The organism is Burkholderia cepacia complex sp. TUM26381 (genome assembly GCF_057439935.1).
Genome location: NZ_CM172006.1, coordinates 694,238 through 713,845, shown reverse-complemented (window position 1 = coordinate 713,845; position 19,608 = coordinate 694,238). Strand labels below are relative to the sequence as shown.

The 19,608-nt window shown below is 66.9% G+C and carries 17 protein-coding genes; 7 read left to right on the top strand and 10 right to left on the bottom strand.

From position 1 onward, the window contains the following. Positions 1-93: 93 nt before the first annotated feature. Positions 94-957 (bottom strand): 4-hydroxybenzoate octaprenyltransferase, encoded by an 864-nt coding sequence (ubiA, locus tag ACWMMN_RS03420; protein ID WP_059236036.1) that lies wholly within the window; start codon positions 955-957, stop codon positions 94-96. Positions 958-1,167: 210 nt separating this feature from the next. Continuing rightward, positions 1,168-1,656, bottom strand: a complete 489-nt coding sequence (locus ACWMMN_RS03415; protein ID WP_486422971.1) for a Dps family protein — start codon at positions 1,654-1,656, stop codon at positions 1,168-1,170. Between the two features lie 19 nt (positions 1,657-1,675). Here ACWMMN_RS03415 and ACWMMN_RS03410 point away from each other — a divergent pair, with 19 nt between their 5' ends. Further along, positions 1,676-1,924 (top strand): hypothetical protein, encoded by a 249-nt coding sequence (locus ACWMMN_RS03410; protein WP_155627176.1) that lies wholly within the window; start codon positions 1,676-1,678, stop codon positions 1,922-1,924. Positions 1,925-1,989: 65 nt separating this feature from the next. Here ACWMMN_RS03410 and katG read toward each other — a convergent pair whose 3' ends face one another. From katG to recG, 4 genes are all read right to left on the bottom strand, one after another. After that, positions 1,990-4,176, bottom strand: coding sequence for a catalase/peroxidase HPI (katG, locus tag ACWMMN_RS03405; RefSeq protein ID WP_342703623.1), 2,187 nt, complete (start codon positions 4,174-4,176; stop codon positions 1,990-1,992). A 120-nt stretch (positions 4,177-4,296) separates the two neighbouring features. Then, positions 4,297-4,425, bottom strand: coding sequence for a hypothetical protein (locus ACWMMN_RS03400; protein ID WP_256085575.1), 129 nt, complete (start codon positions 4,423-4,425; stop codon positions 4,297-4,299). A gap of 392 nt (positions 4,426-4,817) precedes the next feature. Beyond that, the gene (locus ACWMMN_RS03395; RefSeq protein WP_059236042.1) at positions 4,818-5,777 is read right to left on the bottom strand and encodes a hydrogen peroxide-inducible genes activator; all 960 of its coding nucleotides are present in this window, start codon (positions 5,775-5,777) and stop codon (positions 4,818-4,820) included. Between the two features lie 127 nt (positions 5,778-5,904). Continuing rightward, on the bottom strand, positions 5,905-8,217 hold the full coding sequence (recG, locus tag ACWMMN_RS03390; protein ID WP_059236044.1) for an ATP-dependent DNA helicase RecG: 2,313 nt from the start codon (positions 8,215-8,217) through the stop codon (positions 5,905-5,907). A 167-nt stretch (positions 8,218-8,384) separates the two neighbouring features. Here recG and queA point away from each other — a divergent pair, with 167 nt between their 5' ends. The 6 genes from queA to ACWMMN_RS03360 all read left to right on the top strand — a co-directional run bounded on the left by queA (position 8,385) and on the right by ACWMMN_RS03360 (position 16,159). Next, positions 8,385-9,452, top strand: coding sequence for a tRNA preQ1(34) S-adenosylmethionine ribosyltransferase-isomerase QueA (gene queA, locus ACWMMN_RS03385; protein ID WP_059236046.1), 1,068 nt, complete (start codon positions 8,385-8,387; stop codon positions 9,450-9,452). A 102-nt stretch (positions 9,453-9,554) separates the two neighbouring features. Beyond that, positions 9,555-10,742: a tRNA guanosine(34) transglycosylase Tgt gene (tgt, locus tag ACWMMN_RS03380; protein WP_486422970.1), complete on the top strand. Its 1,188-nt coding sequence runs from the start codon at positions 9,555-9,557 to the stop codon at positions 10,740-10,742. Positions 10,743-10,975: 233 nt separating this feature from the next. Beyond that, positions 10,976-11,299 (top strand): preprotein translocase subunit YajC, encoded by a 324-nt coding sequence (yajC, locus tag ACWMMN_RS03375; RefSeq protein WP_048250795.1) that lies wholly within the window; start codon positions 10,976-10,978, stop codon positions 11,297-11,299. A 106-nt stretch (positions 11,300-11,405) separates the two neighbouring features. Then, positions 11,406-13,427: a protein translocase subunit SecD gene (secD, locus tag ACWMMN_RS03370; RefSeq protein ID WP_059236050.1), complete on the top strand. Its 2,022-nt coding sequence runs from the start codon at positions 11,406-11,408 to the stop codon at positions 13,425-13,427. A gap of 18 nt (positions 13,428-13,445) precedes the next feature. After that, positions 13,446-14,396: a protein translocase subunit SecF gene (gene secF / locus ACWMMN_RS03365; protein WP_059236052.1), complete on the top strand. Its 951-nt coding sequence runs from the start codon at positions 13,446-13,448 to the stop codon at positions 14,394-14,396. Positions 14,397-14,608: 212 nt separating this feature from the next. Continuing rightward, positions 14,609-16,159: a S41 family peptidase gene (locus ACWMMN_RS03360; protein ID WP_486422969.1), complete on the top strand. Its 1,551-nt coding sequence runs from the start codon at positions 14,609-14,611 to the stop codon at positions 16,157-16,159. Between the two features lie 12 nt (positions 16,160-16,171). Here ACWMMN_RS03360 and ACWMMN_RS03355 read toward each other — a convergent pair whose 3' ends face one another. The 4 genes from ACWMMN_RS03355 to ACWMMN_RS03340 all read right to left on the bottom strand — a co-directional run bounded on the left by ACWMMN_RS03355 (position 16,172) and on the right by ACWMMN_RS03340 (position 19,391). Continuing rightward, positions 16,172-17,449, bottom strand: a complete 1,278-nt coding sequence (locus ACWMMN_RS03355; protein ID WP_059236054.1) for an MFS transporter — start codon at positions 17,447-17,449, stop codon at positions 16,172-16,174. A 165-nt stretch (positions 17,450-17,614) separates the two neighbouring features. Beyond that, on the bottom strand, positions 17,615-18,196 hold the full coding sequence (locus ACWMMN_RS03350) for a YceI family protein (protein WP_059236056.1): 582 nt from the start codon (positions 18,194-18,196) through the stop codon (positions 17,615-17,617). A gap of 65 nt (positions 18,197-18,261) precedes the next feature. Then, the gene (locus tag ACWMMN_RS03345; RefSeq protein ID WP_059236904.1) at positions 18,262-18,822 is read right to left on the bottom strand and encodes a YceI family protein; all 561 of its coding nucleotides are present in this window, start codon (positions 18,820-18,822) and stop codon (positions 18,262-18,264) included. An 8-nt stretch (positions 18,823-18,830) separates the two neighbouring features. Next, the gene (locus ACWMMN_RS03340; RefSeq protein WP_059236058.1) at positions 18,831-19,391 is read right to left on the bottom strand and encodes a cytochrome b; all 561 of its coding nucleotides are present in this window, start codon (positions 19,389-19,391) and stop codon (positions 18,831-18,833) included. Between the last annotated feature and the right edge of the window lie 217 nt (positions 19,392-19,608).

Here is a 19,608-nt window from a genome sequence, read left to right as displayed (position 1 = left end):
CGGTCGCGCCCGCCGGGTCTCCGGCACGCGACGTAAAAAAAGCGGCCATCAGGCCGCTTTTTTATTGGCAGCGCGCCGGGCGCGCGGCTTCGTTCAGTTACCCGCCAGCAGGTAATGCGCGGCGATCCCCGCGAACAGCACGCCGCCGAGCCAGTTGTTGTGCCGGAACGCCGCGAAGCACGGCATCCGCTCACGGTCCTTGATCAGCGTGTAGTGATACAGCGCGCAGCCGGCCGCGGCGGCCCAGCCGGCCCAGTACACGAGACCGAAGCCGAGCGTCACGCCGACCCACACGTAGATACCGAGCGTCACCGCGTAACACGCCATCACGGCCGCGACGTCGAAGCGGCCGAACGTCAGCGCGGACGTACGGATGCCGATCTTGATGTCGTCGTCGCGATCGACCATTGCGTACTCGGTGTCGTACGCGACCGACCAGAAGATGTTCGCGATCAGCATGATCCACGCGATCACCGGTACCGTGTCCTGCACGGCCGCGAACGCCATCGGGATCCCGAAGCCGAACGCGATGCCGAGATACGCCTGCGGAATCGCGAAGAAGCGCTTCATGAACGGATACGAGCCCGCGACGAACAGCGCGACGACAGACAGCTCCTTCGTCAGCGTGTTCAGCGGCAGGATCAGCAGGAATGCGATGAACGACAGCCCGACCGCGATCGCGACGGCCTCCCATGCGCGGATCTTGCCCGACGTCAGCGGCCGGTCGGCCGTGCGCTTCACGTGACGGTCGAAATCGCGGTCGGCGTAGTCGTTCATCGCGCAGCCGGCCGAGCGCATCAGCAGCGTGCCGAGCGTGAAGATCACGAGCAGCGGCCAGCGCGGGTGGCCGTCCGACGCGATCCACAGCGCGTTGAGCGTCGGCCACAGCAGCAGCAGGCTGCCGATCGGCTTGTCCATCCGGACGAGCCGCAGATACAGGGGAAAGCGGGCAAGCATGGCGAAGCACCGGGAAGATAACCCCGGCATTTTAGAGCCGAGCGGCGCTTCGCGTCATGTCGGGGCAGCCCGCAGCCGGCTGCCGGCGGGCGGGCATACGCCGCCCGGGACCGCTGCAGGCGGCTGTACCGCCGTGCGCATCAATCAAGGGACAGGTTCGACATCTCGGCGGATCGGACCGAAAGGCAGCCGTTCGCGGCCGTGCCGTGCTTACGCGAGCAGCGACAGCAGCCTCCACGCGGTCTTTTCATGCGTCTGCAGGCGCTGCGTCAGCAGGTCAGCAGTCGGCTCGTCGCTCGCCGCGTCGGCGATCGGGAAGCTGTCCCGTGCGGTGCGCACGACCGTCTCGTGCCCTTCGACGAGCTGGCGGATCATCTCCTCGGCGGCCGGCATGCCCTTCGCTTGCGGCACCGACGACAGTTTCGCGAAATCGGCGAACGTGCCCGGCGCAACGACGCCGAGCGTGCGAATGCGCTCGGCGACCGAATCGACCGCGAGCCGCAGTGCGTTGTACTGCGCCTCGAACATCAGGTGCAGCGTGTTGAACATCGGGCCCGTGACGTTCCAGTGGAAATTGTGGGTCCTCAGGTACAGCGAGAACGTATCGGCGAGCAGCCGCGACAGGCCGTCCGGGATCTTCTTGCGGCCCTTGTCGCCGATGCCGATGTTGATCGGCGCGGCACGAGTCATTCCCGGCATGTTCCGGACTCCTGATTCAATGACCCAGGGCAATGAAAGCGAATCGGGCTACCTGCTGTCGATGCCGCGCCGCGCTCAGGCGGCCGCGATCGCGTGCAGCGCTTGTGACACCAGTTCGGCCACACCGCCGATGACAATCGCGAATCCGACGACGTACCGCGCGATCTCGGCCGGCGCCCGCACCTTCGGCGCCGCCAGTGCGGCGCGCATGTTCAATATCATTTGCGACATGATCGTCACTCCTTCAACGAAATCCGTGATCCAGTAGAAACGGCCGGTCGGACGACCGGCCGTTTCCCGTTACTGCGTCACCGTGCTACTGCACGGCGGCGTTCATGCGAGGTCGAAGCGGTCGAGGTTCATCACCTTGTTCCAGGCCGCGACGAAGTCGCGTGCGAACTTCTCTTTCGCATCCGCGCTGCCGTACACCTCGGCCAGCGCACGCAGTTGCGCATGCGAGCCGAAGATCAGGTCGACACGCGTACCCGTCCACTTGACCTTGCCCGTCGCGCGATCGCGCCCTTCGAACACGTCGTTCGCGGCCGACGCCGGCTTCCATTCCGTGCTCATGTCGAGCAGGTTCACGAAGAAGTCGTTCGTCAGCGCTTCCGGACGATCGGTGAACACGCCGTGCTTCGCGTCGCCCGCATTCGCGCCGAGCACGCGCAGACCGCCGACGAGCACCGTCATCTCCGGCGCGCTCAGCGTCAGCAGCTGGGCCTTGTCGACCAGCAGCGCCTCCGCCGGCGTCTTGTACGCGTGCTTCAGGAAGTTGCGGAAACCGTCGGCGAGCGGCTCGAGCACGGCCATTGCCTCGACGTCGGTCTCTTCCTGCGTTGCATCCGCGCGGCCCGGTGCGAACGGAACCGTCACCGCCACACCCGCGTTCTTCGCCGCCTGCTCGACGCCGGCCGCGCCGGCCAGCACGATCAGGTCGGCAAGCGACACCTTCTTGCCGCCCGTCTGCGCGTCGTTGAACGCCTTCTGCACGCCTTCGAGCGTCGCGAGCACCTTCGCGAGTTCAGCCGGACGGTTCACTTCCCAGTCCTTCTGCGGGGCGAGGCGAATGCGCGCACCGTTCGCGCCGCCGCGCTTGTCCGAACCGCGGAACGTCGCTGCCGACGCCCAGGCGGTCGACACGAGCTGCGACACCGACAGGCCCGCGGCCAGCACCTTCGCCTTCAGCGCCGCGGCGTCCGCGTCGTCGATCAGCTTGTGATCGACGGCCGGGATCGGGTCTTGCCACAGCAGGTGTTCCGCCGGCACTTCCGTACCGAGATAGCGGGCACGCGGCCCCATGTCGCGGTGCGTGAGCTTGAACCACGCGCGTGCGAACGCGTCGGCGAACTCGGCCGGATTCTCGTAGAAGCGGCGCGAGATCTTTTCGTAGGCCGGGTCGAAGCGCAGCGACAGGTCGGTCGTCAGCATCGTCGGGCGATGCTTCTTCGACGCGTCGAACGCATCCGGGATCACGTCGCCGGCGTCCTTCGCGACCCACTGGTGCGCGCCGGCCGGGCTCTTCGTCAGCTCCCACTCATAGCTGAACAGGTGCTTGAAGAAGTCGTTGCTCCACTGCGTCGGCGTCGACGTCCACGTGACTTCGAGGCCGCTCGTGATCGCATCCTTGCCCTTGCCCGTACCGAACGTGCTCTTCCAGCCGAGGCCCTGCTCTTCCAGGCCCGCGGCTTCCGGCTCGGCGCCGACGTTCGACGCCGGACCGGCGCCGTGCGTCTTGCCGAACGTGTGGCCGCCCGCGATCAGCGCAACCGTCTCTTCGTCGTTCATCGCCATCCGCGCGAACGTCTCGCGGATGTCGTGCGCGGCAGCGACCGGGTCGGGGTTGCCGTCCGGGCCTTCCGGGTTCACGTAGATGAGGCCCATCTGCACCGCGGCGAGCGGGCTTTCGAGGTCACGCTTGCCCGAGTAGCGGCTGTTCGGGCCGCCGCTCAGTTCCAGCCAGATCTTTTCCGAACCCCAGTACACGTCGTCCGGCTCCCACGTGTCGACGCGGCCGCCGGCGTAGCCGAAGGTCTTGAAGCCCATCGATTCGAGTGCGACGTTGCCGGTCAGGATCAGCAGGTCGGCCCACGAGATGTTGCGGCCGTACTTCTGCTTGATCGGCCACAGCAGCCGGCGTGCCTTGTCGAGGCTCACGTTGTCCGGCCAGCTGTTGAGCGGCGCGAAGCGCTGCTGCCCGCCGCCCGCGCCGCCGCGGCCGTCGGCCGTGCGGTAGGTGCCGGCGCTATGCCATGCCATCCGGATGAACAGGCCGCCGTAATGGCCGAAGTCGGCCGGCCACCAGTCCTGCGACGTCGTCATCAGCGCGTGCAGGTCCTGCTTCACCGCCGCGAGGTCCAGCTTCTTGAACGCCTCTGCGTAGTCGAAATCCTTGTCCATCGGATCGGACAGCGCCGAATGCCGATGCAGGATGTTCAGGTTCAGCTGATTCGGCCACCAGTCCTTGTTCGTCGTGCCGCTGCCTGCGGTGTGATTGAACGGGCACTTCGTTTCGTTCGACATGCGTTTTCTCCTTGGCTTGCTCATATGCCTCCACCGGTTCGCTCCGGCGGCATGCCGGGCGCGGTTCGTGGAGTGTCATTGCAGGGATGGGAAACAGAACAGGTAGGTCCTCCTGTCGTACTACGGGATGTCGTGCGCGGCGTTCGGCACGCGTTCCCGCTGCGACGCGCCGCAGGCGGGGCGCTCGGGGAAGCGGCTGCCGGCCGTCGTCGTGCCGGCGATGCGCGGGGTGTTCCAGCTTTCGGACATGCAATGCTCCCTCATGGCGTGACGGCGGGGAAATCGGGGGCACACAGAACCGGCGCGCGGCGGCACTCATCCGCCATACACACGGTCCGCCAGGTACGCGAACGCAATCGGGCGCAGGCTGCGAACCGCGGCCCTGGCGCGATGTACGACCGCATTGCGCGACGGGATGTTCCGCTGCGCGTGCTGCAATACCGACCGCATCATGACATCCTCCTTTGACGCTTGCATCCAACGTGCGGATCGCGCGTCGGCGTGTCGCCGATCCCTGTAATGAATTCTATTTACATCTATCAATTATTTGAAATTGATAAATTTCATCTATGCAATAGCGAAAAATAAACGGGGTCGCAGGACCCCGTTCATCATGCTGCCGCGCACGCATGGCGGGTGCGTCAGTTCATCGTGGCCGGCATGTCGAGCTTCGCGACGCCCGGCAGCTCGCACGCGGAAATCGCGTCGCTGATCGCGTCGATCGCAGGCATCCGCGTGAAGCTCTTGCGCCACACGAGCACCACGCGGCGGTCGGGCACCGGTTCGTTGAACGGCACGTACGACAGCAGCTCGGCATCGGGGCCGTTCGCGCGCGGGCCGACCTCGGTGACCGACATCCGCGGCAGCACGGTGATGCCGACACCGCTCGCGACCATGTGGCGAATGGTTTCGAGCGACGAGCCCTCGAAGGTCTTCTGGATGCCGTCGGCCGTCTGCGAGAAGCGCATCAGCTCCGGGCACACGCCGAGCACGTGATCGCGGAAGCAGTGACCGTTGCCGAGCAGCAGCATGGTTTCCTGCTTCAGGTCCTCGGCGTCGATTTCCTCGCGCTTCTCCCACGGATGGCCGGCCGGCAGCGCGACGACGAACGGCTCGTCGTACAGCGGCCGCACCATCAGGCCGGTTTCCGGGAACGGCAGTGCCATGATCGCGGCGTCGATCTCGCCCTGCTTCAGCAGTTCGAGCAGCTTCAGCGTGTAGTTCTCCTGCAGCATCAGCGGCATCTGCGGGACACGCTGGATCATTTGCTTGACAAGCGTCGGCAGCAGGTACGGCCCGATCGTGTAGATCACGCCGAGGCGGAACGGGCCGACCAGCGGATCCTTGCCCTGCTTCGCGATCTCCTTGATCGCGAAGGTCTGCTCGAGCACGCGCTGCGCCTGCGTGACGATCTGGTCGCCGATCGGCGTCACGCTCACTTCGCTCGCGCCGCGCTCGAAAATCTGCACGTTGAGCTCGTCTTCGAGCTTCTTGATCGCCACCGACAGCGTCGGCTGGCTCACGAAGCAGGCTTCGGCCGCACGGCCGAAATGCCGTTCGCGTGCGACCGCGACGATGTATTTCAATTCAGTCAGCGTCATTGTGGGTCAATCAGAGATATACAGGCGATAGGTTTAATTTATACACCCTCTGGCACCGGTTCGCCAAGTTTCTCTGCATCGCGATGCGTCGATGGGTGGCATTTTGATCCGGCCCCAAGCCGGTAAATCAGGCCTTCAGGTACTGCTCCCGCGCGCCGAGCCAGCGTGCGAGATGCTGCGTGACGACCTCGGGATACGCGGCAATCAGCCGCGTCGCGGCGTCGCGGGCCGGGTCGATCAGCCAGCCGTCGGTCTCGAGGTTCGCGAAGCGCAGCATCGCCGCGCCCGACTGGCGTGCGCCGAGGAACTCGCCGGGACCGCGGATTTCGAGGTCGCGCCGCGCGATTTCGAAACCGTCGGTCGTCTCGCGCATCGTCTTCAGCCGCTCGCGGCCGGTCAGCGACAGCGGCCCCGTGTACAGCAGCACGCACACCGACGCCGCGGTGCCGCGCCCGACGCGGCCGCGCAGCTGATGCAACTGCGCGAGGCCGAAACGCTCCGCATGCTCGATCACCATCAGCGACGCGTTCGGCACGTCGACGCCGACTTCGATCACGGTCGTCGCGACCAGCAGCTGCACGTCGTTGCGCGTGAACGCCTCCATCACGGCCGCCTTGTCGGTCGTCGACAGCCGGCCATGCACGAGCCCGACCTTCAGCTCGGGGAGTGCGGCGACCAGCGTCTCGTAGGTCTCGACGGCCGTCTGCAACTGCAAGGTCTCGCTCTCCTCGATCAGCGGGCACACCCAGTACACCTGACGCCCGGTCAGCGCGGCCTCGCGCACGCGGGCGATCACCTCCTCGCGCCGCGCATCGCCGACGAGGCGCGTCAGCACGGGCGTGCGGCCCGGCGGCAGCTCGTCGATCGTCGAGACCTCGAGATCCGCGTAATACGTCATCGCGAGCGTGCGCGGGATCGGCGTGGCCGACATCATCAGCTGGTGTGGCTGGAAGTCGCGCGCGCCGTTGGCCGCGTTCGCGGCCTTCGCGCGCAGCGCGAGACGCTGCTCGACGCCGAAACGGTGCTGTTCGTCGACGATCACGAGGCCGAGCCGCGCGAATTCGACCGTATCCTGGATGATCGCGTGCGTGCCGATCACGAGTTGCGCGGTGCCGAGCGCCGCCGCCTCGATCGCCGCGCGCTTCTCCTTCGCCTTCAGGCTGCCCGCGAGCCACGCGACCGTGACGCCGAGCGGCTCGAGCCACGCGCGCAGCTTGCGCGCGTGCTGTTCCGCGAGGATTTCGGTGGGCGCCATCAGCGCGGCCTGGTAGCCGGCGTCGATCGCCTGCGTGGCCGCCAGTGCCGCGACGACCGTCTTGCCGCTACCGACGTCGCCCTGCAGCAGGCGCTGCATCGGATGGGCGAGCGTGAGGTCGTGCGCGATCTCGTCGACGACGCGCGCCTGCGCGCCCGTCAGCGTGAACGGCAGCGCCGCATAGAGCCGCGTCGTCAGCGCCTCGGCATCGCTCGCGGTGCGGCGCGGCATCGCGGGCGCGGCGCGCGTGCGGCGCTCCTCGTGCGCCCGCTTGAGCGACAGCTGCTGCGCGAGCAGCTCCTCGAACTTGATGCGCGTCCACGCCGGATGCGAGCCGTCCATCAGCGCGGCTTCGTCGGAATCGACGCGCGGGTGGTGCAGGATGCGTACCGCCTGCTCGAGCGTCGGCACGTCGAGCGGCCGCAGGTAGTCGCGCTCGATCTCCGGCGGCAACAGCTCCGGCAGCGGCGTGCGCTCGACCGCGTTCTCGATCGCCTTGCGCAGATACGCCTGCGACACGCCGGCCGTGCTCGGGTAGACGGGCGTGAGCACCTGCGGCAGCGGCGCATCGGCTTCGACGACACGCACGGCCGGATGCACCATCTCCATCCCGAAGAAGCCGCCGCGCACGTCGCCGCGCACCCGCAGCCGCTGGCCGACGGCCATCTGCTTGACCTGCGACCCGTAGAAATTCAGGAAGCGCAGCACGAGATGCTCGCCGTCGTCGTCCTGGATCTTCACGACGAGCTGGCGGCGCGGCCGGAACGCGACCTCGTTGTCGAACACCACGCCTTCGGCCTGCGCGATGCCGCCCGGCAGCAGCTCGCCGATCGGCGTGAGCGTGGTTTCGTCCTCGTAGCGCATCGGCAGATGCAGCACGAGATCGATCGAACGCGTGAGGCCGAGCTTCGCGAGCTTGTCGACGGTCTTCACCGGCTTGTCGGCGGCCGCCTTCTTCTTGCGTTTCGCGCCCGCCGCGCCCGCATCGTCGCCCGCCGCGGCGCCTTCGGCATCGGGCGCGGCGGCGGCCGGCTGCGCGAGCCGCCCGTCGGCGCCGCGCTTCGGGCCGGCACGGCGCGCACCGGTGCCCGACGCGGGCGGTGCGGACGATGCGGTATCGTCCGCGTCGAACGGATCGGCGGAATCGGCTACGGCGGCGGGGGAACGGCGTGGTGACACAGGCATCGGATCGTCTGGGTGCTTCGCAAGGCAAGTACAATAGCGGCTTTCACGTCGTCCGAACGAACGACGCCGGCCAGGCCGCGCATCCCGCCATCATAGCGGCTCGCGCGCCCCAATTACGCGTTTCCGCCCTGCCGGCGACGCCCGCCGGCCGCTTCGAACCAGCCCGCATGTTCACGCTTTCCGATTTCGATTTCAATCTGCCGCCCGAGCTGATTGCACAAACCGCGCTGCCCGATCGCACCGCGAGCCGCCTGCTCGAGGTCGACCGCGGCGTCGAGCCCGCACGCCTCGTCGACCGTCATTTCACCGAGCTGCCGTCGTGCATCGCGCCCGGCGACCTGCTCGTCTTCAACGATACCAAGGTGCTGAAGGCGCGCTTCTTCGGCCAGAAGGCCAGCGGCGGCAAGATCGAGGTGCTGATCGAGCGCGTGACGGGCACGCACACGGCGCTCGCGCAAATCCGCGCGAGCAAGTCGCCGGGCGCCGGCACGACGCTGCGCCTCGCCGACGCATTCGACGTGACGGTCGGCGAGCGCGTCGAGCCGTTCTTCACGCTGCACTTCCCGGCACCGTGCCTCGACCTGATCGAGCAGTTCGGCCGCCTGCCGCTGCCGCCGTATATCGAGCACGATCCCGACGCGACCGACGAAACGCGCTACCAGACCGTCTATGCGAGCAACCCGGGCGCGGTCGCCGCACCGACGGCCGGGCTGCACTTCGACCAGCCGCTGCTCGACCGGCTCGACGCGATGGGCGTCGAGCGCGCGACGCTGACGCTGCACGTCGGCGCCGGCACGTTCCAGCCGGTGCGCGTCGACAACATCGCCGAGCACAAGATGCACAGCGAGTGGTACGACCTGCCACAGTCGCTGGTCGACCGGATCGCCGCAACCCGCGCACGCGGCGGCAACGTGATCGCGGTCGGCACGACGTCGATGCGCGCGCTCGAAGCCGCCGCGCGCTCGGCCGACGAAGCGGGCCGCCCGCTTGCGGCGACGCAGGCCGAGACCGACATCTTCATCACGCCCGGCTACCGGTTCCGCGTGGTCGACCGGCTCGTCACGAACTTCCACCTGCCGAAGTCGACGCTGCTGATGCTGGTGTCCGCGTTCGCGGGCGTCGAGACGATCCGCGCCGCCTACCGGCACGCGATCGACGAACGCTACCGTTTCTTCAGCTACGGCGACGCGATGCTGCTCACGCGGCGCGACACGCCGGAGGCGCCGCACGCGTAAGCGTCGCGCCGCCGCGCACCCGTTTTTTTCACCGCCGCCGGATACCCGGCGGCGTTTCCAACATGCGCCGAACTGTTCTTCGGTAGCAAGGAGAATGACGCGATGACCGAAGGTTCATCCCACGATACGCACGCGCCCGTGCAAGACCGCCCGGCGGGCGGGCTCGAATTCGAACTGCTGACGACCGACGGCCGCGCGCGCCGCGGCCGCGTGAAGCTCAACCACGGCGTGGTCGAGACGCCGATCTTCATGCCGGTCGGCACGTACGGCACCGTGAAGGCGATCCAGCCGCGCGAGCTGCACGAGATCAAGGCCCAGATCATCCTCGGCAACACGTTCCACCTGTGGCTGCGCCCGGGCCTCGACACGATCGACGCGCACGGCGGCCTGCACGGCTTCATGGGCTGGAACAAGCCGATCCTGACCGACTCGGGCGGCTTCCAGGTGTTCTCGCTCGGCGATCTGCGCAAGATCAGCGAGGACGGCGTCACGTTCGCGTCGCCGATCAACGGCGACAAGCTGTTCCTGTCGCCGGAAGTGTCGATGCAGATCCAGAAGGTGCTGAACTCCGACGTCGTGATGCAGTTCGACGAGTGCACGCCGTACGCGACCAACGGCGTGCCGACCACGCACAAGGAAGCGGCCGACTCGATGCGCATGTCGCTGCGCTGGGCGAAGCGCTCGCTCGACGAGTTCGACCGGCTCGGCAACCCGAACGCGCTGTTCGGGATCGTCCAGGGCGGGATGTTCGAGGACCTGCGCGACGAATCGCTCGCGGGCCTCGCGGAACTCGGCTTCCACGGCCTCGCGATCGGCGGGCTGTCGGTCGGCGAGCCGAAGGAAGACATGATGCGCGTGCTGCGGCACGTGGGCCCGAAGCTGCCGGCCAACAAGCCGCACTACCTGATGGGCGTCGGCACGCCGGAGGACCTGGTCGAGGGCGTCGCGAACGGCGTCGACATGTTCGACTGCGTGATGCCGACCCGCAACGCGCGCAACGGCTGGCTGTTCACGCGCTTCGGCGACGTGAAGATCCGCAACGCGACGCACAAGAACTCGCTGAAGCCGCTCGACGCGAGCTGCACGTGCTACACGTGCCAGAACTTCTCGCGCGGCTACCTGCATCACCTGCACCGCGTCGGCGAAATCCTCGGCGCGCAGCTCAACACGATCCACAACCTGCACTACTACCTGCAGCTGATGAGCGAGATCCGCGAGGCGATCGAAACGCACACGTTCGACGCGTTCCGCCAGCGCTTCGCGGAGGATCGTGCAAGAGGGGTCGACTGACCGGCCGGCGGGCCGCACCGCGCCCGGTCACATAGGCCGTGTACAAATTGACGCGCTCAAATCGCCAGGCGTGACCGCCAAATATTACAATTGCCTTTCCAAACAAGTCGCAACGGTATCGGTTCGCGCTTTAACAGCTTGATCCGAAAGCGCATTTGCCGATCAGTTTGCGCATGGGGCCGGTGGTAGAATAACCGGCTTATTTTTCGATCTTCCCCTACGGAGAGACCAACGTGCCGTTCATTTCCAATGCCTTCGCGCAAGGTGCCGGTGGCGCCGAATCGAGCCTGATGAGCTTCCTGCCGCTCATCCTGATGTTCGCGGTGCTCTACTTCATCATGATCCGTCCGCAGATGAAGCGCCAGAAGGAACACCGCAACATGCTGTCGGCCATGGCCAAGGGCGACGAAGTCGTCACGAGCGGCGGCCTCGTCGGCAAGGTGACGAAGGTTACCGAAGGCTACATCGGCGTCGAAATCGCCGAAGGCACTGAAATCACCGTGCAGAAGGCTGCGGTCACGACCATTCTGCCGAAGGGCACGATCAAGTCGCTGTAAGCCCTTCACCGAGCGTCCGGCTCCCCGCGCCGTGCCCGCCTGAGAGAGCGGGCCGCCGCGGCGCCGGACGCGACGCTTTCACGCCAACCACCCGTTCGGCCCCCTCATGAATCGTTATCCACTCTGGAAATATGTCGTGATGGTCGTGGCGCTCGCCATCGGCCTTCTGTACACATTGCCCAACTTCTTCGGCGAAGCGCCGGCGGTGCAGGTGTCGAGCGGCAAGGCCACGGTCAAGCTCGACTCGACCACGCTGACCCAGGTCGAATCGGCGCTCGCGTCCGCGCAGATCACGCCGGACGACGTCACCTTCGAGAATACGGCGACCAACGCGAACATCCGCGTGCGCCTGAAGGACACCGATACGCAGCTGCGCGTCAAGGACCTGCTGCAGAAGTCGCTGAATGCCGACCCGAACGATCCGCAGTACGTCGTCGCACTGAACCTGCAGAGCGCGTCGCCGCGCTGGCTGACGGCCCTGCACGCGCTGCCGATGTATCTCGGCCTCGACCTGCGCGGCGGGGTGCACTTCCTGCTCCAGGTCGACATGACGGGCGCGCTCACGAAGAAGCTCGACTCCGACGCTTCCGACGCGCGCTCGCTGCTGCGCGACAAGAACATCCGTGACGGCGGCGTGAGCCGCGTCGACCAGTCCGTGGTCGTCAACTTCAGCGATGCGCAGACGGCGGAAGACGCCCGCAAGGTGCTCGCCGCGTCGATCACCGAACTGCAGTGGGCGACCCAGCCCGGCGGCGGCGGCACGCAGGTCGTCGGCACGTTCACGCCGGCCGTGCAGAAGTCCGTCGAGGACGCAGCGCTGAAGCAGAACCTGACCACGCTCCACAACCGCGTGAACGAACTCGGCGTGTCCGAGCCGATCCTGCAGCAGCAAGGCAGCGACCGCATCGTCGTCGAACTGCCGGGCGTGCAGGACACCGCGAAGGCGAAGGACATCATCGGCCGCACCGCGACGCTCGAGGCACGCCTCGCCGATCCGATCAACACGCACCCGAACCCGAACGACCCCGTTCCGCCGGGCGAGGAGCTGTTCACGCAGGGCATCCAGGCGCCCGTGCTGCTGAAGAAGGACGTGATCTTCACCGGTGACCGCATCATCGATGCATCGGCCGGCTTCGACGAACACCAGCGCCCGTCGGTCAACATCCGCCTCGACTCGGCCGGTGGCCGCGCGGTGCGCACGGTGTCGCGCGACAACATCGGCAAGCCGATGGCGATGGTGCTGTTCGAGAAGGGCAAGGGCGAAGTGCTGACGGTCGCGACGATCCAGTCCGAACTCGGCGACCGCTTCCAGATCACGGGCCAGCCGACGCCGCAGGCCGCGGCCGACCTCGCGCTGCTGCTGCGCGCCGGTTCGCTCGCCGCACCGATGGACATCATCGAGGAACGCACGATCGGCCCGAGCCTCGGCGCCGACAACATCAAGATGGGCGTCCACTCGGTGATCTGGGGCTTCTGCGCGATCGCCGTGTTCATGATCGCGTACTACATGCTGTTCGGCGTGGTCTCGGTGATCGGCCTGTCGGTGAACCTGCTGCTGCTCGTCGCCGTGCTGTCGCTGATGCAGGCGACGCTGACGCTGCCCGGTATCGCGGCAATCGCACTCGCGCTCGGTATGGCGATCGACTCGAACGTGCTGATCAACGAGCGCGTGCGTGAAGAACTGCGCGCCGGCCAGCCGCCGCAGCTCGCGATCCAGGCCGGCTACGCACATGCGTGGGCGACGATTCTCGACTCGAACGTCACGACGCTGATCGCCGGCCTCGCGCTGCTCGCGTTCGGCTCGGGCCCGGTTCGCGCGTTCGCGATCGTGCACTGCCTCGGTATCCTGACGTCGATGTTCTCCGCGGTGTTCTTCTCGCGCGGGATCGTCAACCTCTGGTACGGCGGCCGCAAGAAGCTGAAGTCGCTCGCGATCGGCCAGGTGTGGAAGCCGGAAGGCGCCGCCGCCACCGCGTCGTTCACCGACGCGGACGAATCGACCGACACCGCACGCGCCGCGAAGCTCGCCGCCCCGGCGAAGGGCAACGCGCCGCGCGCCGGCAAGCCGCAGCTGCGCAACCGCGCGCAGCAAGGCGTGTCGCCGAAGAAACCGGGCTCGACCCAATAAGGCCCCGGAGACGAGACCATGGAATTTTTCCGCATCCGTAAAGACATTCCGTTCATGCGGCACGCGCTGGTGTTCAACGTGATCTCGCTGGTCACGTTCCTCGCCGCCGTGTTCTTCCTGTTCCACCGCGGGCTGCACCTGTCCGTCGAATTCACCGGCGGTACGGTGATCGAGGTGCAGTACCAGCAGGCCGCGGAGCTTGAACCCGTGCGCGCAACGCTCGGCAAGCTCGGCTACGCCGACGCGCAGGTGCAGAACTTCGGCACGTCGCGCAACGTGCTGATCCGCCTGCAGCTGAAGGAAGGCCTCACGTCCGCGCAGCAGAGCGACCAGGTGATGGGCGCGCTGAAGGCCCAGAATCCGGACGTCACGCTGCAACGCGTCGAGTTCGTCGGCCCGCAGGTCGGCCGCGAGCTCGCGACCGACGGTCTGCTCGCACTCGCGTGCGTGGTGATCGGCATCGTGATCTACCTGTCGTTCCGCTTCGAATGGAAGTACGCGGTGGCGGGCATCATCGCCAACCTGCACGACGTCGTGATCATTCTCGGCTTCTTCGCGTTCTTCCAGTGGGAGTTCTCGCTGGCGGTGCTCGCGGCAATCCTCGCGGTGCTCGGCTACTCGGTCAACGAGTCGGTCGTCATCTTCGACCGGATCCGCGAAACGTTCCGCCGCGAACGCAAGATGAGCGTGCAGGAAGTGATCAACCACGCGATCACGACCACGATGTCGCGTACGATCATCACGCACACGTCGACGGAAATGATGGTGCTGTCGATGTTCTTCTTCGGCGGCCCGACGCTGCACTACTTCGCGCTCGCGCTGACGGTCGGCATCATGTTCGGCATCTACTCGTCGGTGTTCGTCGCGGGCTCGCTCGCGATGTGGCTCGGCATCAAGCGCGAAGACCTGATCAAGGACAAGAAGACCGCGCACGATCCGGACGATCCGAACGCAGGCGCGCAGGTTTAAGCGCCCCGCCGTTTCGGCATCGCAGAAAAGCCGGCCCATCGGGCCGGCTTTTTTTATGCGCAGGCCGCCGCGATGCGGCGCGCGGCGGAACCGACCTGCACCGTCGCAGGCGTCGGCTACAATCGTCACCGCCCTGCCCCGTTTGCCTGCCGGCCGCGCGCCGGCAGGCAGGTCGCCCCCCGTCCGAACGTGCCGTCCCGATGATGCCTTCCATGCGTGTCGTTCGTCGCCTTGCCGCCTGCGCAACCGTCGCGGCCGTGCTGCTGCCGTGTGCGCCTCGCGCCGGTGCGCAACCGGCATCCGCGCCGACCGCCGCCGCTTCACCCGCCGTCGCTTCACCCGCCACCGCCTCACCCGCCGTCGCCCAGCCGCCATCGCCCTGCCCGCCCGACTGGGAACCGCAGCTCTGCGAACTGAAGGCGGCCGTCGAAGTGCTGAAGCAGCAGCACCTGACCGACATCGACATCGGCGCGCTGCTCGACGCCGCCACCCATGACGGGATCAAGACGCTGCCGTACGCGCGCTTCTTCAACGCGAAGGAAGAGCAGGAACGGCGCGACGACGAGCAGCGTGCGCGCGACGGCACGCCGGGCATCGGGATCGTGTTCGAGACGCGCCCCGACGGACTGCACATCATCGACGTGATTCCCGACGCCCCCGCCGAGAAAGCCGGCGTACGGCCCGACGATCTCGTCGTCGCGATGAACGACAGGAGCGTCGTCGGCATCGACAGCGGCGAACTCGTGAAACTGGCAAAGGGCGCTGCGGGCGTGCCGCTGAAGCTCACGGTGCAGCGCGGCCCGACGCATGCGGTGCTGACCTTCGCGCCCGTGCGCGCGATCGTCAAGCCGCATCCGGCGATCGCGAAGCGGCTCGACGGCGACATCCTGTACACGCGGCTGTCGAGCTTCCCCGAGCCGGCGGTCGGCGACTATATCGACGCCGTACAGGCCGCGCGCCGCGCGGGCCCGCCAGTGAAAGGGATGATTCTCGACCTGCGCATCAACGGCGGCGGCGCGCTGAATGCGGCGATCGGCATCACCGCACTGTTCGCGGGACGCGACCGTACCGCGATGGTGACGGTCGAGCGCGGCGACACGCACCGCCGCCGCTACACGACCAACTGGCCCGACTACGCACTGCCCGTCATGCACGGGCAGGATCCGCTCGCACCGCTGCAGGCCGACGACTGGTGGCGCACCGTGCCGCTCGTCGTGCTCGTCGACGGACAGAGCGCGTCGGCCGCCGAAGCGACCGCCGCCGCGCTGAAGGATCTCGGCCGCGCGAAACTGCTCGGCATGCCGACCTACGGGAAGGGGCTCGCGCAGACGGGCGTCGACCTGATCGACGGCACGCGCCTGAATTTCACGTACGCACGCAACCTGCGGCCGAACGGCTGCCCGATGGACGGCTACGGCGTCGTGCCGGACTGGCTCGTGCCGCCACGCCGCGACTCGGACGTCGACGGTGTACTGATGTGGTATCGGGAAGTCGATCTCGCGCGCGCGCCGTATGCGGACCGGCAGGCGCCCGATCCATTCGTGCAGGTGCGCAAGGCCCGGCAGCAGCTGCGCGACAAACGCGTGCGCGCAAAGGTCGATACGGCGAACAGCGCGGCGCTACCGCAGCGCGCATTCGGCACGGCCGCCGACTGGCAGCTTCAACAGGCACTCGCCGCACTCGCGGGGCGCCCGGTGCGGACCATCGACGCGCCGGCGCAACTAATGCCGGCGCAGCCGGTCTGCGAGCGCGCCGACAACTGACGCGCCGCCGTTCTATCGAAAACCGAAGCGCTTGCGCAGCACGATCAGTGCCGCGAGGCTCAGCACGGCCGCGAACATCAGGTAGAAGCTCGGCGCGGTCTTCATCCCGGTCGCGCGGATCAGCCACGCGATGATGAACGGCCCGAACCCGCCGAAAATCGTCACCGCGACGTTATACGCAAGCGACATCCCGGTCGTACGCGTCTGCACCGGAAACACTTCTGACAACAGCCCCGGCAGCGCCGCGAAATAGCCGGTCATCAGGAACGCGAGCAGCACCTGCAGCGCGATCAGCGTGCCGAAACCCGGATGCGCGACGAGATACGCGAACGCCGGATAGATCAGCACGAGGATGCCGATGGCCGGCGCGATCATCACGCGCACGCGGCCGTATTGATCCGACCAGTGGCCGACGAGCGGTGCGAACGCCATCTGGATCACGCCGACGACGAGGATCGCCGCGAACGCGGCCGACGGCGCGAGGCCGAGCTGCTTCACGCCGTAGGTCGGCATGAACAGCACGAGATAGGTGGCGACGGTGCCGAGCACGACCACGCCCATCGCGGCAACCAGGCGCGCCTTGTGCGACGCGAACGTATCGCGCAGCGGGTTCGCGGTGCCTTCGGCCGCGAGGAATTCGGGCGTCTCGTCGACCTTCGTGCGGATGTAGTACGCGACGGGCCCGAGCAGCAGCCCGAAGAAGAACGGCACGCGCCAGCCCCACGATGCCATCTGCGCGGCCGAGAGCTGCGCGTTCAGTACGGTGCCGAAGCCCGCCGCGAGCAGCGTCGTGAGCCCCTGGCTCGCAACCTGCCAGCTCGCGAAGAAGCCGCGCCGGCCCGGCACGTGTTCTGCGAGAAACGCCGTCGCGCTGCCGAACTCGCCGCCGGCCGAGAAGCCCTGCATCAGCCGCGCGGCGACGAGGATCACCGGCGCGGCGACGCCGATCGTCTCGTAGGTCGGCAGCACCGCGATGATCAGCGTGCCGGCCATCATCAGCAGGATCGACAACGTGAGCGCCGCCTTGCGGCCCTCACGGTCGGCATACGCGCCGAGCACGATCGCGCCGAGCGGCCGCATGAAGAACGACACGCCGAACGTGCCGAGCGTGAGCAGCAGCGACACGGTGTCGTTGCCGGCCGGGAAGAACAGCTTCGCGATCGTCACCGCGAAGAAGCCGTAGACGACGAGATCGAACCACTCGAGCGCGTTGCCGATCGACGCGGCGACCACCGCGCGCCACACGCGCGGCGACGAGGCAATGGAACGGGACTGCGTGACGGCATGCATCGGCGATCTCCTTGTCGTTGTACGTTCTGTTCGAAGCGGCCGTGCTCGCGCCGTCGGCCTGCCCGGCGCCGCACGCGACGCTCGGGCGATTATAGGCGCGCAAAAAAAACCGCCGCGCTCCCGGAAACGGGAGCGCGGCGGTTTGCTCGCGGCAGGCCGGCGGCCTTACTGCTGCTTGAGCGCTTCGGCCGTGATCAGCAGCTTCGTCTTCATCTTGAAGCCGTACTGCTTGCCGTAGTCGAGGCCGAAGTCGCTGCGGTCGAATTCGCCGACGGCGTCGACGCCGCACACTTCACGCTTGAGCATCGGATGCGGCATGCACTTGAAGCCGTCGATCTTCAGCGTCACCGGCTTCGTGACGCCATGCAGCGTCAGGTTGCCGACCACCGACACCGGCTTGTCGCCGTCGAACTTGATCGCGCCCTTGTAGTTCGCCTGCGGGAACTTCGCCGCGTCGAAGAACTCGGCCGTCTGCAGGTGCTCGTCGAGCTTCGCGCTGCCGGTGTGGATCGACGCGATGTCGGTCGTCACGTCGACCGTACCCGTCTTCGCCGCACGGTCGAGCGTCACGGTGCCGCTCGACTTGTCGAACTTGCCGCGCCAGACCGACAGGCCGCCCATGTGGTCCGCTTCGAAGCTCGGGTACGTGTGGCTCGGGTCGAACTGGTACGTGACGCTTTCGGCGAAGGCCGAGAACGACAGCGATGCTGCCAGCGCGCCCGCGGCGATGATCAGTTGCTTTTTCAAACTCTTTCTCCTTGGAACGGCGCCGCGCCCTCGCGCGGCATTCTGGTGAGGCGACAGCCCGCCGCTTACTTGGTGGCGACGAGATGGAACTTGATCTGCACTTCGTCGGCGACGATCGACGTGTCCTTCCACTCGCCGGTACCGACGTTGAAGGCCGAACGCTTGATCGGCAGCACGCCGTCAAACGTCTGCGTCGCGCCGCTTTGCGCAACCGTGACGGGCACCGTAACGGTCTCGGACTTGCCCTTGATCGTCAGCTTGCCGGTCACGTTGTACTTGTTGCCGCCGGCCGGCGCGATCGCGGACGACACGAACGTCGCCTGCGGATACGCCTTCGCGTCGAACCAGTCCTTGCCTGCGACCTGGTCGTTGTACATCTTGTCGCCGAGGTCGAAGCTCGCGATGTCGATGGTCATTTGCGCGGTGCCCTGCGCGGCCTTCGCCGGGTCGAACTTCACTTGCGCGGAAAACTTCTTGAACGCGCCTTCGGTCGGCACGTTCATCTGCTTCGACACGGCAGACACCTTGCTCTTCGCGAGATCGACATCGGCGTGCGCCGCGCCCGACGCGACAAGTGCCGCCGCGGCGAACGCGGTCAGCATGGAGCGGGAGAAAGACACTTTCATGAGATCCTTCATTTGGCAGAGGGAAGCATCCGCGACAGCAGGCCGTCGCGGTCCAACAACTGGTGCTTGAGCGCCGCGAGCACGTGCATCGCGACGAGCGCAAGCAGAATGTAATTCAAAGACACGTGGAGCGTCTTGAAGGTTTCCTTGAGCACCGGATCTGGGTCGATCAGCCGCGGCAGCGGCACGATGCCGAGGTAGACGACCGGAATGTTCGATGCCGAGCTGTACAGGTAGCCCGTCACGGGGATCACGATCATCAGCACGTACAGCAGCATGTGCACGCCGTGCGATACCGCGCGCTGCCACGCCGGCGTATTGTCCGGCAGCGGCGGCGGCACGTGCGTCGCCCGCCACAGCACGCGGATGACGGCCAGCGCGAACACCGTCACGCCGATCCACTTGTGCCACGAGAAGTACTTCAGCTTCGTCGGCGTGAAGCCGGGGATGTCGGTCATCACCCAGCCGAGCGCGAAGCCGCAGACGATCAGCAGCGCGATCAGCCAGTGCAGCGCGATCGCGGTATGCGCATAACGTACCGGCGCGGCCGGCGGCGATTTCGATACCATCTTGGATTCCTCAGTTCAGCGAACAGCTGCGCCGGCCATGCATCCGACGCTTGTCAAGGGCGCCATGCTACCGCAACCTTTTGACACGCGCGGACTCTGAGGACAGGCACGCCAGCCGGCTGACGGTTTCCTGTCATGTTACCGCTCGGTCACCAAGCACGCGATCCTTGACACACCGAAAAAGGCCTTTTGGTAAGATTGGCGCGGGTTCCGGCCC

What these genes read in the sequence shown, in the direction of transcription:
- tgt (WP_486422970.1), top strand. Translation starts at nt 9,555, where the DNA reads ATGACCGAAGGTTCATCCCACGATACGCACGCGCCCGTGCAAGACCGC.
- ACWMMN_RS03355 (WP_059236054.1), bottom strand. Translation starts at nt 17,449, where the DNA reads ATGCATGCCGTCACGCAGTCCCGTTCCATTGCCTCGTCGCCGCGCGTG.
- ubiA (WP_059236036.1), bottom strand. Translation starts at nt 957, where the DNA reads ATGCTTGCCCGCTTTCCCCTGTATCTGCGGCTCGTCCGGATGGACAAG.
- ACWMMN_RS03415 (WP_486422971.1), bottom strand. Translation starts at nt 1,656, where the DNA reads ATGCCGGGAATGACTCGTGCCGCGCCGATCAACATCGGCATCGGCGAC.
- katG (WP_342703623.1), bottom strand. Translation starts at nt 4,176, where the DNA reads ATGTCGAACGAAACGAAGTGCCCGTTCAATCACACCGCAGGCAGCGGC.
- secD (WP_059236050.1), top strand. Translation starts at nt 11,406, where the DNA reads ATGAATCGTTATCCACTCTGGAAATATGTCGTGATGGTCGTGGCGCTC.
- queA (WP_059236046.1), top strand. Translation starts at nt 8,385, where the DNA reads ATGTTCACGCTTTCCGATTTCGATTTCAATCTGCCGCCCGAGCTGATT.
- ACWMMN_RS03395 (WP_059236042.1), bottom strand. Translation starts at nt 5,777, where the DNA reads ATGACGCTGACTGAATTGAAATACATCGTCGCGGTCGCACGCGAACGG.
- ACWMMN_RS03400 (WP_256085575.1), bottom strand. Translation starts at nt 4,425, where the DNA reads ATGTCCGAAAGCTGGAACACCCCGCGCATCGCCGGCACGACGACGGCC.
- secF (WP_059236052.1), top strand. Translation starts at nt 13,446, where the DNA reads ATGGAATTTTTCCGCATCCGTAAAGACATTCCGTTCATGCGGCACGCG.
- ACWMMN_RS03410 (WP_155627176.1), top strand. Translation starts at nt 1,676, where the DNA reads ATGACCCAGGGCAATGAAAGCGAATCGGGCTACCTGCTGTCGATGCCG.
- ACWMMN_RS03345 (WP_059236904.1), bottom strand. Translation starts at nt 18,822, where the DNA reads ATGAAAGTGTCTTTCTCCCGCTCCATGCTGACCGCGTTCGCCGCGGCG.
- ACWMMN_RS03360 (WP_486422969.1), top strand. Translation starts at nt 14,609, where the DNA reads ATGCGTGTCGTTCGTCGCCTTGCCGCCTGCGCAACCGTCGCGGCCGTG.
- recG (WP_059236044.1), bottom strand. Translation starts at nt 8,217, where the DNA reads ATGCCTGTGTCACCACGCCGTTCCCCCGCCGCCGTAGCCGATTCCGCC.
- ACWMMN_RS03340 (WP_059236058.1), bottom strand. Translation starts at nt 19,391, where the DNA reads ATGGTATCGAAATCGCCGCCGGCCGCGCCGGTACGTTATGCGCATACC.